Source organism: Shewanella sp. 433 (assembly GCF_059338565.1).
Genome location: NZ_CM181703.1, coordinates 1,247,954 through 1,262,289 on the forward strand (window position 1 = coordinate 1,247,954; position 14,336 = coordinate 1,262,289).

14 protein-coding genes are annotated in these 14,336 nt (G+C 46.4%); 8 read left to right on the forward strand and 6 right to left on the reverse strand.

Going from position 1 to position 14,336, the window contains the following annotated elements; all coding sequences use genetic code 11:
* Positions 1–122: 122 nt before the first annotated feature.
* Positions 123–575 carry a DoxX family protein gene (locus AC5YB1_RS05620; protein ID WP_494521053.1) on the reverse strand — a complete coding sequence of 151 codons (453 nt, stop codon included), beginning with the start codon at positions 573–575 and terminating at the stop codon, positions 123–125.
* 147 nt (positions 576–722) lie between these two features.
* On the opposite strand from AC5YB1_RS05620, the gene AC5YB1_RS05625 reads away from it, so the two are divergent.
* From AC5YB1_RS05625 to AC5YB1_RS05635, 3 genes are all read left to right on the forward strand, one after another.
* Positions 723–1,655, forward strand: coding sequence for a LysR family transcriptional regulator (locus AC5YB1_RS05625; RefSeq protein ID WP_494521054.1), 933 nt, complete (start codon positions 723–725; stop codon positions 1,653–1,655).
* 190 nt (positions 1,656–1,845) lie between these two features.
* A complete protein-coding gene (locus tag AC5YB1_RS05630; protein ID WP_494521055.1) occupies positions 1,846–2,331 on the forward strand; it encodes a VOC family protein in 486 nt (161 codons plus the stop codon).
* A gap of 365 nt (positions 2,332–2,696) precedes the next feature.
* Positions 2,697–3,158, forward strand: coding sequence for a hypothetical protein (locus tag AC5YB1_RS05635; RefSeq protein WP_494521056.1), 462 nt, complete (start codon positions 2,697–2,699; stop codon positions 3,156–3,158).
* Between the two features lie 348 nt (positions 3,159–3,506).
* Here AC5YB1_RS05635 and AC5YB1_RS05640 read toward each other — a convergent pair whose 3' ends face one another.
* Positions 3,507–3,962, reverse strand: coding sequence for a dCMP deaminase family protein (locus tag AC5YB1_RS05640; protein WP_475514686.1), 456 nt, complete (start codon positions 3,960–3,962; stop codon positions 3,507–3,509).
* 299 nt (positions 3,963–4,261) lie between these two features.
* Between AC5YB1_RS05640 and AC5YB1_RS05645 the strand changes: the two genes are divergently transcribed.
* Complete coding sequence (locus AC5YB1_RS05645) at positions 4,262–4,633, forward strand: TM2 domain-containing protein (protein ID WP_494521057.1); 372 nt, start codon at positions 4,262–4,264, stop codon at positions 4,631–4,633.
* Here AC5YB1_RS05645 and AC5YB1_RS05650 read toward each other — a convergent pair.
* From AC5YB1_RS05650 to AC5YB1_RS05660, 3 genes are all read right to left on the reverse strand, one after another.
* The gene (locus tag AC5YB1_RS05650; RefSeq protein ID WP_494521058.1) at positions 4,630–5,655 is read right to left on the reverse strand and encodes a substrate-binding domain-containing protein; all 1,026 of its coding nucleotides are present in this window, start codon (positions 5,653–5,655) and stop codon (positions 4,630–4,632) included. The genes AC5YB1_RS05645 and AC5YB1_RS05650 overlap by 4 nt on opposite strands.
* Before the next feature lie 371 nt (positions 5,656–6,026).
* Positions 6,027–6,281 (reverse strand): DUF3297 family protein, encoded by a 255-nt coding sequence (locus AC5YB1_RS05655; protein WP_494521059.1) that lies wholly within the window; start codon positions 6,279–6,281, stop codon positions 6,027–6,029.
* Positions 6,282–6,432: 151 nt separating this feature from the next.
* Positions 6,433–7,095, reverse strand: coding sequence for a glutathione S-transferase (locus AC5YB1_RS05660; protein ID WP_494521060.1), 663 nt, complete (start codon positions 7,093–7,095; stop codon positions 6,433–6,435).
* Between the two features lie 127 nt (positions 7,096–7,222).
* Between AC5YB1_RS05660 and AC5YB1_RS05665 the strand changes: the two genes are divergently transcribed.
* The 3 genes from AC5YB1_RS05665 to AC5YB1_RS05675 all read left to right on the forward strand — a co-directional run bounded on the left by AC5YB1_RS05665 (position 7,223) and on the right by AC5YB1_RS05675 (position 11,615).
* Positions 7,223–9,517, forward strand: coding sequence for a peptidase U32 family protein (locus AC5YB1_RS05665; RefSeq protein WP_494521061.1), 2,295 nt, complete (start codon positions 7,223–7,225; stop codon positions 9,515–9,517).
* Between the two features lie 80 nt (positions 9,518–9,597).
* On the forward strand, positions 9,598–9,987 hold the full coding sequence (locus AC5YB1_RS05670) for a ribosome recycling factor family protein (RefSeq protein WP_494521062.1): 390 nt from the start codon (positions 9,598–9,600) through the stop codon (positions 9,985–9,987).
* Between the two features lie 200 nt (positions 9,988–10,187).
* Positions 10,188–11,615 carry an amidohydrolase family protein gene (locus AC5YB1_RS05675; protein WP_494521063.1) on the forward strand — a complete coding sequence of 476 codons (1,428 nt, stop codon included), beginning with the start codon at positions 10,188–10,190 and terminating at the stop codon, positions 11,613–11,615.
* A gap of 242 nt (positions 11,616–11,857) precedes the next feature.
* On the opposite strand, the gene AC5YB1_RS05680 is transcribed toward AC5YB1_RS05675, so the two are convergent.
* A complete protein-coding gene (locus AC5YB1_RS05680) occupies positions 11,858–13,486 on the reverse strand; it encodes a methyl-accepting chemotaxis protein (RefSeq protein ID WP_494521064.1) in 1,629 nt (542 codons plus the stop codon).
* A 391-nt stretch (positions 13,487–13,877) separates the two neighbouring features.
* On the opposite strand from AC5YB1_RS05680, the gene gloA reads away from it, so the two are divergent.
* Positions 13,878–14,258, forward strand: coding sequence for a lactoylglutathione lyase (gloA, locus tag AC5YB1_RS05685; protein ID WP_494521065.1), 381 nt, complete (start codon positions 13,878–13,880; stop codon positions 14,256–14,258).
* Positions 14,259–14,336 lie beyond the last annotated feature (78 nt).

Below are 14,336 nucleotides of genomic sequence, written 5' to 3' on the forward strand. Positions count from 1 at the left end.
AACATGCTTACTTACCCTCTGCGATAGTATTAGCCATCACATCAGCCATCGCATCAGCCATCGCTATTACATTAGGCGAGCTATAAACTGTGACAGGCATTTTTATTTTAGGTGTGCAATCTCTACTGGCGATTGAGTTTGTTAGCGATAAGCTTATCAAGGCTTAGCGAACCAGCACCTTGTACGACTATAGCAAGGAGTGCGACCAAGAGTGTTAGTGCATATTCATAGCCGTTGTTTGCCATAAATAGGCCATTGCCAATATGCACAGTGAATATCGCAACCAGCATAGTGAAGGCGGCAATCGCTGCCGCAGGGCGAGTCACTAGGCCTAATACCAAGGCTAACCCCCCAAAAAACTCAGCGCTGCCAGCTAGTAACGCCATTAAATAACCCGGCGTCATTCCCATGCTCGCCATCCATTGCCCGGTGCCTTCTAAGCCGTAACCACCAAACCACGCAAATAGTTTTTGTGCGCCGTGAGCAGCTAGAATTAGGCCAATGGGTGCTCTGAGTATTAAGCCTGCAAGCCCAGCATTTGTTTCAAATAGTTTGTTCAATAGTGATGTGTTCATGGTTATGACCTTTATTAAATTGAATTGATTCGGTTCCCGTCTTGGGATGAACACACTTTACTATCAACGTAATGCGAGAGTAAGATGGCTATCGTGGAGTGATTATCAACGTATTGTTTGTAATTGGCCAAAACATGGGAATGAGTAATGGATAGAATTGATGCCATGCGCGCCTTTGTCTCAGTGGTGACAGAAGGCAGTTTCAGCAATGCTGCGACCGTAATGCAGTTATCACCGCAATTGGTGAGCAAATACGTGTCCAAATTAGAAGAGCGCCTCGATGTTAGGCTGCTGCATCGCACCACACGAAAAGTGAGCCTGACTGAAGCGGGCACACATTACTTTCAGCATGCGCAGCAGATCCTATTGAGTATCGATGAGATGGACTCCCAATTAGGCGGCCTACAACAAAGCCCTAAAGGCACTTTGCGGATGAGTGCACCTGTATCATTTGCGATAAAACACCTAAGTCAGTTACTCACCGAGTTCCAGTTACAGTACCCTCAGGTTAATATCGATCTGCAGCTTAATGATCGTAAAGTGGATATTGTTGATGAAGGTTTCGATATTGCGCTGCGCATTGGACGGCTTAAAAGCTCATCACTTATTGCCAAGCAAGTCGCTCCCATCCGGTTAATGTTGTGCGCAGCGCCTGCATACTTACAAAAGCAGGGCATACCGCGTCAACCTGAAGATCTAAAACAGCACCGCTACTTGCATTACAGCTACATGGAAATGGAGGGTAAAGATCAACTCTCCCAGTGCCTCAGGGTAAAAAACAGTGAATCGAGCGGTCAATTTCACAGTAACAATGGTGATGTGTTGGTGGGTGCTGCTATTGCTGGCGCGGGTATCGTGCTACAACCTAGCTTTATCACAAGCGAGGCCATTAGTCGTGGCAAACTGGTTGAGGTATTGCCTGAGTTTGCGCCAGAACCCTTAGGTTTATATGCGGTTTATGCCAATAGAAAACTGCTACCGCATAAGGTGAGGTGTTTTATTGATTTTATCGATGGCTACTATGGCTCACTACCTTATTGGGACCAAGCCATTATCACCAAGCAGGCACAGACGTCATAGGGCGCGCGCGCAAAACCGCATATAGATAACATAGATGCTGACGATTATCTAACTGTTGCTATCTTGGAATTGTGATAACGAAAAATACTTGTCATCATGATAATTGATAATTTTACGTAATCATCTTTGCTCCATATACTGCACTCATCGAAACAAATCATTCATCAATCATCAGAGTGTGGGCAATATTATGAAAATGAATCATGTAGGTATTATGGTCGGCGACATGGACAAAGCGGTTGAGTTTTACACTAAAGCGCTAGGTCTAAAAATCGTTATGAACAACACCAAAGTGGTCGAAGAGCGCGAAACCGCTATCGGCAGAATGTGTATTGCCGTATTTGGTGAAGGTTTCAAAGGCTTTAAAATCGCACATTTAGTGACATCCGATGACATCGGCGTTGAACTGTTTGAGATGAAAGATCGCGCCGAGCGTCACGAAGTCGACTTCTCGCGCCTGGGGATCTTCCACTTCTGTCTGCAAACCGATGACTTTGAAGGTGCTATCGCGCGCACTGAAGAGTATGGCGGTAAAGTGCGTATGGACATCATGCGCTATCACCCAGAAGATGACAGCAAGCCAGCGAAGATGGTGTATCTACAAGACCCGTTTGGTAACCTGTTTGAGCTTTATTCGCATACGTATCAAGAAACTTACGCTTCCGACTACGAGTAATTCATGGCTACTTAACCTCAGCAATACGGCATCAGCCGCTACTTTTCACTACTCATTGACAGCAGTCAATTCCGCGGCGAAAAGCAGCGGCATCTTTGTCTTACTATCGGCAGTAACGCCATGACGCTGCTAGGGGTCTTGTCAGCGACGCAATTATGTTGGTTTGGCTAGTTATCTAAAGCATTAAGAAAGCGACCTTTTGGTCGCTTTCTTGTTGGGTGCTGTTAATTGCTCGGGGTTGCATCTGGGATGGTTAGCTAGCAAAATCTACACTTATCGCCAGTGTGACCCAAGGCTAACCGCCTCTGGAAAAGCAAAATTAGCGCTAACAGCAAAGGCAAAAAGGTAAAAGGGCAAATATAAATATGCAGCAAGGATTTCCCATTACGGTAGCGGCCGACGGCCAATTTTCCAGTTCGCTTAATCCCTTGTTGACTCAGCTGGAGATGTGGCTCAATTTTCAGGCGTTAAAAACGGATTGGTACAGTAATGAAGATTTCATCTTGTCTTTCGATTTTACCTTGGTGAGATCCTTAGCAGAGAAAGCCGAGCATTTGACAAGCGCACAGGCGGACACACAAGCGAGCATACAGGCAGAGAATGAAAAGGGTGAAGAAAGCCCTGCGGCCGATCTTGAAAAGCGTTGGAGAGTCGAATCGGGTTATGCCTACCTGTATGACAGCAGCAAGTTAACGACCACGGCTTTTATCGCTGTTGATGATTTGCTTGAGGACGGCGTTGGTATCGAGCAGGGGATAAAGGCGAGACTAGTTGCAGTGGCTAATGCGGTGGGACTCAAGCATGACCTCATAGCTTTGTCTGAGTAATGGCTACTTAACCTCGATAATGCTGCCTTAAACCTCGTTTTATGCAGCACTTTTCGTAAAGAGTTTGATACCAGTCAACTCCTGCTTAGAGCCTTAGACTGGCCTTGTCATCGGCAATAACGCCATTATTTACGTCAAATTACCACTAATTTTTTCTCATTAAAAATAATGGCTTGTATCAATATCTAAATGCTGGCGGTTAAACCTTACTGTGATAAGACTTAGCTAAGAGACTTTAGTTGTGCGGGGGCAATGGTGGCGCGGGTAATAGATAAAGCGGAAAGTGAACCAGTGTAAACACGCTATCGATTTACGCTGCCTCACATCGTATTTGTCTTACTCTTACTTTCACATAGCCGTCTGGTTTGCTGAATCTACCTGCATCCAATCGACGGTGACGCCGGCTTGCTCAAACATATCTTGGCTGACTTTAATTTTGTCGCCCCAGCGCGACAGAAAGTCTTCGCTGGGCTGTGGGCTATGCACGGCGCGCAGTCCGGTTTGGATGATTTTGGCGGCGCAGTTAGGGCAGGGGAAGTGGGTCACCCAGATCTCGCAGCTACTTAAATCGCGCTTGGCGTGGAGAATGGCGTTCTCTTCGGCGTGCAGGGTTTTAAGCAGTTTCATCTCGCGGTTGTCGGTTTCGGCGCTATCAGATATGCCGTGGGGGTAGCCGTTAAAACCTAATGAGACGATGCGATTGTTTTCGGTGATCACTGCGCCCACTTGGGTGGAGGGATCTTTACTCCAAGATGCTACGAGCTCGGCCATCTGTAAAAAACGTATCGCCCATTTTGTCATCATTTTGTCGGAGCTCCTATGGTGTATGGCTGAGTTGGTCTAGGCGCTATTTTCTATGGAGAACAATGATAAAGCAACCTTCAATTAGCGCCGTGATGACGTGTCTCGCTTCCTCCCTGTCCTCACTTCATGCTTGTGCCTTTTTTACGCGGCTTTATTTAAATTTTGTGAACTGCACACCTATATTTCAGCGAACACTTGTACGCATAATGTGTGGCTCAGTATTTGGTCAACGTTATGGTTAAAGTTTTTGAGCCGTGTTTTGACCATCGTTTTACTTGCGTATGACAATGGAGTTTGCAATGCCCAACAATCACGCCCCTTTTTCGTCGTATATCGACGTGCAATGTTCGCAGTGCAGGCAGAAGATAGGTCTCAATGTGGCAATCTGCCCGCAATGTCATGCTGGCCAAGGGTTGGAAGCACTTGCTGGCATCGACCCGAACGTACAAATCAAAAACCAAACCCTCACCATTTGGTTCGGCTTGTTGTTTGGTGTGTTCGGCTTACACCAGTTCTATTTAGGGCATTACGTAAGAGGCAGTTTGTACTTAGTCTTTTGCTGGACGTTAGTGCCGATGATTGTTGGCTGGGTTGATGCGATGAGAACCCTGACCATGAGTTCGTTTAAGTTTAACCAACGTTATGGCTGCCGTTCGGCCTTGTATCGCTAATTCCCAACGGGTTCCGGTGCGGCAATCTTGGCACAGGAGTCATGGTTATCTGGGGTGCAAAACTTGATCGGAGTGTGGATTACTTCGTCATATTGTTGTTTGGTCACAATTTTATGCAGGGTCAATATCGCTTCTCGTCCCATTTCATAGGGATTTTGGCCAATATTTATATGTGCCAAATGCTCTTGTAACATGGTTAATTGGCGGGGCGCTGCGTCAGTCATAATAACGACCACCTCCTTGTTATCAATTTTATCTTTGAAGGGAGTGATCATGCTGCGATAAAGGTCGACATTATTTTGCGGCCAGCCTCCAACAGCAATAAAGGAATCGGCCTTTATGGGCCTACCTTTCATGACTGACTCCATCTGTTTCACGGCCTGTGTTAACTTGTCAAAATTTAAAAAAGGCTCGCGCGCTTCGGTCCATCCACGCTCGTTTTTCAGTTGCAACCCGGGAGCGGTACCATATTTTTTGCCTGATAACGCGGAGCGAATACCCATAATTCTCTGGTTCAAATTGGGCGAGTCTGGCCGTCCGGTTTGAATAACCAATGTTCCACCCTCGGGGCGAAGCTTTTTCAACCCTTCTCCTAACGCCTTACCAAGTTCAACATTGTCGGTTCCGATGTAAGCTAAACGCAAGCTTTGGTAGTTGTTTTGGGGGGAGATATCAACATCAGAGTCATAGGTGATAACAGGGATGCCGGCCTCTTTGGCTTTTTGTAAGCTATTTTCGGCGAGAAATTTAGATTGCGTCACCGATACGGCAATACCATCAATGCCCTCATCGATCAGTTGCTCTATGATTCGATTTTGTACTCTTACGCTGGCGATTTCAGGCCCACGATATATGCATTCAACGCCTTCTATTTGAGCGGCGGCGTCTTTACAGCCATGGCCACTTCGATCAAAAAAAGCGCTGTAAAATTTGGGGACAACAGCAAACCTTAAGGCTTTTGCGCTCACACAAAAGCTGGGTAATAGGGTTAACGCAATAAATAGGACAACGGCTCTTGCCACATTTGCTCCTAGCAATGATGAGATGGTTGGCTTAATGCGGATGTTGATTTTTGAGGATCAATGTAACAAAGCTGTTAGCTTAAAGATATGGGGCAAAATAGATATTGATGATTTATTTAGCAGTTTACAGTTAAAGGATTGATATTGAGTAACTTGTGTCGATTCACGCCTGCTATTTAAGGTGGGGCGTTGGCTGTTAGGATGCGAATTAAACTGTGCAATTAAGCCGTGCTTAAGCAGAGGTAATAGCCTTGTGCGGCACACTCATTCAGACAGGATCAGTGAGTGGGTTGATGGGGGACAAGCGCATTGTTATACAATGAAAAAAGCCAGCGGTTAATCGCTGGCTTTTATGTTGGAGCGTAATCGTATTAACGATAAAAGGCTTCAACTGTGCCTTTTACGGTCAACAACAGTGGTTGGCCGCGACGGTCTAAGGATTTTGACGGGATTTTTACCCACCCTTCGCTGATACAATACTCTTCTACATCGAAACGTTCTTTACCGTTAACACGAATGCCGATGTCGTGTTCGAAGATCTCTGCCACATGGTGTGGGCTACGAGGATTAACTGAAAGGCGATCCGGTAAGGCGGGTTGTGCTGCTGGTGTATTAGTGTCGTTCATGGTCGCTGTCTGTAATGGATAAAACGTGCGCTATTGTAGGCAATACTGGCTCTTTGCTCAAGAAATTAACCTAGCGACATAGGGTTAAATGTGCAATCCGTGACGTCATAGTGATAGGGCTGAGTGTTAAGGGCGCGCCAATGTATTTTGCCTAGGGGTTGAGCCGCACATCACCGCGATTAGTTAGCCACAACTCATGCTTGGTCATCACCTTGCTGAACATTTTGCTTTGTAGATAATCAGTCAACCATTGGCGAACGTGTGGGTAGGGCGACTGCAGATACCATTGGCGCTCGACGCGGGCAAATTGGCGAATAAACGGCAGCAAGGCGATGTCGGCTAGGCTTTCTCTGTCGGCCATCAGGTATTGATGCTGAGTTAATAGTTGCTCTAACTGACTGATGTAGCCTTCACAGGCTTCGCGGCACGCGATGATATTGGTTTCGCTGTAACGCTTAGCACATTTGTAGTTCTCTAGGCAGCGCTTAAACTCGGTATCAAAGCGATAGATTAAAGTTTGCATGTCAGCGAGCATCTCATCATCCCCTGTGAACAGCAGATCGTCTGGGTCATTCATGCTCAGTGCCCACAACATCACCTCAAGGCTTTCTTCTATCACAGTGCCATTTGGGGTGATTAACACTGGCACTGTGCCCTTAGGCGATGCCGCTAACATTTCAGCGGGTTTATCACTTAATATGAGATCCCGCAGCAATACCGGCAGCTGGGATTTATAAATCGCAATTCTCGCCCGCATGGCGAAGGGGCAATTTCTTAGCGAATAGATAATAGGTAAGCTACTATTTTTATTCATTTTAAACGCTATCTCTTAATCACTTATTTACGGATTTGCTAATACTTGATCTACTTTAACCATATTCATCGGCAAAATATACGCGTACCATTCCCCCTTTTAACGTTAACTGAGACTCGCTAAAGTGATGAAACCCAAGATTGAATTATTAGCCCCAGGTGGTGATGTGCAGGCCATAAAAGCGGCCATTATTGCCGGTGCTGATGCTGTGTATTGCGGCCTAGATACCTTTAACGCCCGTAATCGCGCCGCTAATATTTCATTCGATCAACTTGTGGGGATCATCAGACTTGCCCATCAATACGATTGCCAAATTTTCTTAACCCTCAATATTGTTATCTTAGAGCAAGAATTTAAAACCTTATTTAACTTATTGAATAAGTTAGTCAACACCACCTTAGATGGGGTGATAGTGCAAGACATGGGCTTGCTTTATGTGTTGCGTCACTACTTTCCAAGCCTTGATATCCATGCATCGACTCAGCTAACCACCCACAATGCGGGGCAAATTCCGTTTTTAAAAAAACTCGGTGTCAGCCGGGTGAACTTATCGCGCGAGCTCAATTTACGCGAGATAACGGCGCTCGCCAAAGTCGGCCAAGAGCATGACACCTTATTAGAGGTGTTTGTGCATGGGTCATTATGTGTGGCGTTTTCGGGGTTATGCTATTCAACCTCGGCCAGTGCGGGTAACTCGGGTAACCGTGGCCGTTGCAGCCAAGCGTGCCGTGAAGAGTATGAAACTACCGAGTCGGGTCATAACTTCCCACTGAATATCAAAGATAATTCGGCGTTTTTTGACTTACCGGCACTGATTGAAGCGGGTGTGTACTCCTTTAAAGTGGAAGGGCGCATTAAAGGCGCTAGCTATGTGCATACGGTGATCGATAGTTTTCGCAAGCAGATTGACGGCTATGTGGCAACCGGCGAGCTGACTCAAGATGGCGAGCGCTTATATAAGGTGTTTAACCGCGACTTTACCAATGCGTTTTTACGGGGCGATTTAAACCAGTCGATGTTTATTGATAACCCCCGCGATAACTCTAACAATCACTTAGTGGATAAACTCAAAGCCGAAAAAGGCGAGTCGATCTCTGTGGTACAAATTCACTCGGCTCAGCAGCAGTTGCAAGTGGATAAACAGCAGATCACCAGCTCTGTTGATGACAAAATTGCGCATTTGAGTATCGAAAAAATCAAGCTCAGCTTACGCTTTACCAGTGAGCTAGATGAGCCGCTGCGCTTAACCGTGGAGACTGAGCAAAGTGATAGCCTGTTGCCCGGGCAAACTGCTAAAACCGCAAGTCAAACTTTCACTTCTAGCAGTGTAATGACACCCAGCGAGGAGTTAAGCGTTGATAGGCAAGCGATTGAAAAGCGTTTCAAAAGCATTAATAACGCTAACTATGAACTCGTCGAGCTTGACACTCAGCAGCTAACCGATGGCTTAAGCATTCCGTTTCGTGAGATAACCACGTTAAAAAATGAGCTACTTAGCTACTTAAATGCAGGGGTTGCGGTGATTGCACATGTGCAGCCGCCTAAACTTGAGCACCACCCTAAAGCCGATGGACCGCTTGGGCTGTCGATGCTTATCTGTGATGAAGCCGATGTGGCGTTGGCCGATGTGATCGATGGCGATATCTATTTTAAGCTGCCAGATGCTTACAAGCGTGGCTGCACCAAGTATGTCGACTTCTTGCTGCAAAACCCACGGCTTATTCCTTGGTTTCCGCCCGTGTTAATCGGCAAAGATTTTGATGTGGCGCTGAATATTTTGCAACAAGTGAAGCCTAAGCTGATTGTCACCAACAATACAGGTATTGCGTATCATGCCGAGCAGTTGGGGATTCAATGGATTGCGGGGCCATTTTTAAATACCACCAACTCTTACGCCTTGCTGGCACTTAAGCAAGGGGCAGCCTGCAGCGGCGCCTTTATTTCTAACGAGATAAACCGGCAGCAAATTAAGCAGATAGCCAGACCGAAAGACTTTAAGCTGCTTTACAGCATTTATCATCCCATTTTGTTGATGGCTAGCCGTCAGTGTTTTTTCCAGCAGAGTGTGGGGTGTGAAAAGCCACGTATCGATAACGGTTGTATGTTGTCGTGCGATAAATCGACCAGTATTAAAAACCTCAAAGGTGACTCTTTTGCCATCGACAAGCAAAAAGCAGGTTACCCAAGCATTTATAACCAAGATCAGTTTTTAAATACCGACATCATTAACGACCTTAGTGATAAGTTTGATGGCTTTATGATTGATTTGACCAATATTGGCGCAGGCGACAGAGTCTCTCCTGACAAGGTTGAGCTCATTAAACAGTTTCAAGCCCTGCTGGATGGCCAAAGTGAAGCCAGCGCTAAGCTGTCGCGCTTAGTGCCTGAGTCAACACTCCTGCAATACCAAAACGGGTTGTAAATTGAAGGGGGCGTAATCTGATGTTGCACTTTAACCGCTCGCGTCAACTGTGCCTTTACTTGATTAACAGGTAAGCCGTCATGGATAAGCAGATCAGCATACCGCTTCCGGCGCTCATCCATCGGATTGGCAGGGAAGCGGCCAACAAGGCGCAAGCGGTTGCTAAGCCATATGGTTGCGAGCTAAAGCGTGTGCGCCGCTCCAGACATTGGCAGTTGCGTGGCGATGCCATTGATATTCAATCGCTGGCATCGCAATTACAGGTATCTGAGTGTGCTGAGTTATCTTACCTGGTGCAAAAAATTACCACAGCCTTACAGCAACACGCTGACAAGCTAGAACCTTTACAGGTTAAGCTTACTCGCCTCATTAAGGGCAACCCTAGCATCACCTTGAATGAGCTGATGCATCTCACCCAATGTTCTCTTACTGAAGCCAGGCGGGCGCGCTTTGACGCCGACGTTTGGTAGCTTGAACCTTATCTCTCCCAGCAGGTATTTTCCCTGCAGATAACGGCCCCCCTTTTTTGCGTGCCCAGCCGCTTGCTCATCGTTATGGGCGGCAATACCGTGAAAAACAAGGTTCTTCATCTTCATCCTGGCAGGATAAATAATGGAGGATAATCTGCGAGTGCTGTGTTAGCCTGACACCAAAAAAATGGAGTCAACAGATGCAAAAAACGCTTATAGTTTCATCACTTATGTTACTGAGTGCCTGCAGCACGCCCGCCGCAAAGCAAGCCGATATCGTTATCGATAATGCTAATATCATTGATGTGAAAACCGGTCTGGTTGACGCATCACAGTCGCTGGCGATTCGTGATGGCCTTATTATTGAGCGCAGCAGCGCACCCCTTAATAACCGCTATAGCGCGGCGCAATATATCGATGCTAAAAACCAATACCTGATGCCCGGACTGTGGGACATGCATGTTCATTTTGGGGGTGGCGAAGCGTTGATTGAAGAAAATAAGCAGCTGTTACCTCTGTATTTGGCTTACGGGGTAACCACAGTGCGAGACGCCGCTGCAGACTTAAGTGAGTCGGTGTTAGCTTGGCGTGCACAGGTTAATGCCAGAGAGCTCGTTGGCCCCACCATTTATACCTCTGGCCCTAAACTTGAGGGTAAAGATTCGATTTGGCCCGGCGATCTGGAAGTGGAAACCACGGCTGAGATGAATGCCGCCATTGATCAACTTGATGCCATGGACATTGATTTTATTAAGATCACCGACAGCGCACTCACCCCAGAGCTTTATTTACAGGCGGTGAAAGAGGTGAAAAAGCGCGGTTATCAAATCTCTGGGCATATTCCCTTTTCGCTATCGGTGACCGATGTGTCGTACGCAGGTTTAGATGCCATCGAGCATATGACCTATCTGTTAAAGGCGGCGGCCAAAAATGAAGCTGAGATCTCGGCGAAAGTCGCCTCTGGCGAGCTAACTTATAGCAAGGCACTGCCCATAGCGACGCAAAATTTCGACCAACAAACCGCGTTAAGCAAATATGCGGTGCTGGCCAGCAACGATACGGCTGTGGTGCCGACATTAGTCGGCAACCAAATTACCACTTATATTGATGAAGATAATCATCAAGATGATGAGTTTTTAAATTATATCGGTAAGGGACTAAAGCAAACGTATCAGTGGCGGGTGGAGCGAGCCAATAAGGACAATGCAGCGCAAATTGAGCAGCGTAAAGCGCGTTACATCAAAACGGGGCAGCTATTACCGCTAGTGCAGCAGGCGGGCGTCTCGATTATTGCGGGTACCGATGCAGGTTTTTTAAACTCCTATATCTACCCGGGTTTATCGCTACATCAAGAGCTGGCTATCTATAATGATTTTGGACTGACGCCGCTGCAAACCTTACAATCGGCTACCCTTGCTGGGCCGAAATTTTTAGGCAAAAGCGAGCAGTTTGGTGAGTTAACTCACGGCAAGGTCGCCGATATTATTTTCTTGACCGATAACCCGTTAACCGATATCCGCAACACCCTGAAAATCGAAGGGGTGATTTCGCACAATCAGTTTTATAATCAACAAGATCTTGAGCAATTAAAAGCCAATGCCAAGCAGTTTGTGCAATCGCAACTGTAAATCGTGGTAAGGGGATTCGGCTTAGTGCGCCCTGAGTATCAGAAAAGGGCTATTGCCCTTTTCTTGATACGCTGTTTTAAGCTGATGAGCTTAACGGCACTTTGATTAAATGAGCGGCACTTCTTCAATGACAGTGCCGTTAATGACCCTTAATGAGAGCGCCGTTGATTAAATACTGCGGTGCAACAACAGTGGTGGGGATGTCATTCCCACCACCATCATCAACGAGCGACTCTTGCTAACTACAGGGTTTTGAACTGGCGAACATTGTGCTCCAATGTTTTTGCCAGATCTTCAAGCTGCTGACTTGCTAGCGTGATTTTGCTGGCTTGCTCCTCAGCCAGTAACGCTGAGTGGGTTATCTGGCTAAAGTTACGGTTGATTTCAGAGGCAACCACAGATTGCTCTTCTGCCGCCGTGGCGATTTGGGTGTTCATGTCGCTGATTTGGGTGACCGAAAGATTAATCGCCGTCAGTGATTCACCAGCTGACTTTGCTTGCTCGACGCTTACCTCTGCCTGTTGTGTGCCTTGATTCATCACCTCTACCGCATTCATCGAGTTGCCTTGCATCTTTTCAATGACCGCTTGAATTTGGCCGGTCGACTCTTGAGTGCGGCGAGCAAGATTGCGCACTTCATCGGCCACCACGGCAAAACCACGCCCCTGCTCACCTGCTCTGGCGGCTTCAATGGCTGCGTTTAATGCCAATAAGTTGGTTTGCTCGGCAATGCCTTGAATCACTTCTAACACAGTCTCAATCTGGCGGCTGTCTTGCGACAGATTATTGATCACCTCGGCGGCCTCACTGACTTTATCGGCAAGGGCATTGATGCTTGACTGGGTTTTACTGACTTCGTTTTGTCCGGCGGTAAATTCGTTCATGGCCGTTTGCGCTAGGCTGGCGGCATCACTGGTGTGGCTGGCGACTTCTGATACCGTCGATGACATCTGATTGATGGCGGTTGCGCCTTGTTCGGTAGCTGTTTTTTGGTTAACGATCAACTCTTCGTTATATTTTGCTGTGAGCAATAATTCGTTAGAGGCACTGAGCAGCTCATTAGCCGCTGCTATCGAATTTTTGGTGAAACCCGACATATGGTCGGTTAAGTCTTGTAACGCACTTAAAATACTATTGGGGGTATGAAACTTAACCTGAGTGGTTAAATCACCTGATGCAATCTCTTTGATAACCAAAGCGGCATATTCGGGCTCGCCACCCATCAGTCGTTTTAAGCGGTTAACGGTACTGATCGCCACAATAGAGCCGATGATGATAGCCATCGCTGTCACGACTAACATGATCCATTGGAAGCTATTAGTTTGTTCACGCGCTGTGGCAACCTGTTGTTGTATCGCGATTTCTTGATAATCAATCAAGTTGTTGATCCGTTTAAGCCATTCTGTGTATGCCGGTGAAACTGTGGTAATTAAGTAATCGGTGGCGTCGGCTTTACGCCCATCGCGCATCATGGTCAATAAGTTATCAGTTAAGGAGAGGGTCGAGCGCTCAATCTCTTTAATCAAGCGCATTAACTTTTGCTCTTCAGCACTGTGGGGCACTGCTGCGTACATGGCATCGAGTACGGTGGCGGATTGCTGATAGAAGCTATTTAAGCGGCCAATGTCATTTTTATGTTCGTTTGACTTAGCCTCGTTCTTGGCGAGCACCACATCTCGAATCGAAATGGCCCTGTCGTGCACGCTGCCACGAAAGTTAATGGCATGGCGCTGTTCTACTGCCGTTTGATCGGACAGTTGGGTGAGGTTTTTATCGGCGATACTGATCTTGAATAAACCAAAAAGGGTGATGCCCAGCATGATCAACAAGAGTAGCGCGAAGCCAGAATACAGACGATTAATTACATTCACTAATTCATACCTTAATTGTTGGGACTTAATTTAGGGAAGGAGCACTTACATTTTTGCCAGCCAGACATTATACGCCAAATCGCAACTTTAGATCACAGCAATCAAACTAATTGGTTATTCCATACGCACCATATCTTTGCTAGGTAACAGGCGTTGCAGCAATCTTTGTTTGTAGGAGTATTGTGTTGATCTACTTGGAGCATGGTTATAGCTACCCAGACTGCCCGCGTTTATTGATAACAAATCGTGATGATTAATATAAATATTGATAATTATACGAACTTATTTTCTTGTCGTACTATATCGCTATTCAATGAGTCAGCCACATAGGCGCAGAGGCTTATGGCTTGGCTGACTATCAGATTGGTTATCACGTGAATAGGGTATAACGATGAAATTTTTACACACGATGATCAGGGTGAAAGACCTTGATAAATCAATTGAATTTTACACCAAGGTGCTCGGGATGAGCGTGCTGGAGAGAACCGACAATACCGAGTATCGCTATACCTTGGTTTTTGTGGGCTATCCAGATGAGCAGGGTACTAGCATCGAATTAACCCATAATTGGGACACTGACACCTATGAAATGGGCAATGCCTTTGGTCATTTAGCCTTAGGCGTTGCTGATATCTATGGGGCGTGTGACAAGATAAAAGCCTTGGGCGCTAAAGTCACGCGTGAACCTGGGCCGGTAAAAGGCGGCGAGACTCATATTGCGTTTATCACCGACCCTGATGGTTATCAAATTGAGCTAATTCAGCTCGGCTAAATTCAAAGCGACTCAATTCACATCGACTAAGTGCACTAAAGCCATTAATTAAGTGCACTAAAGCCATTAACTAGGTCG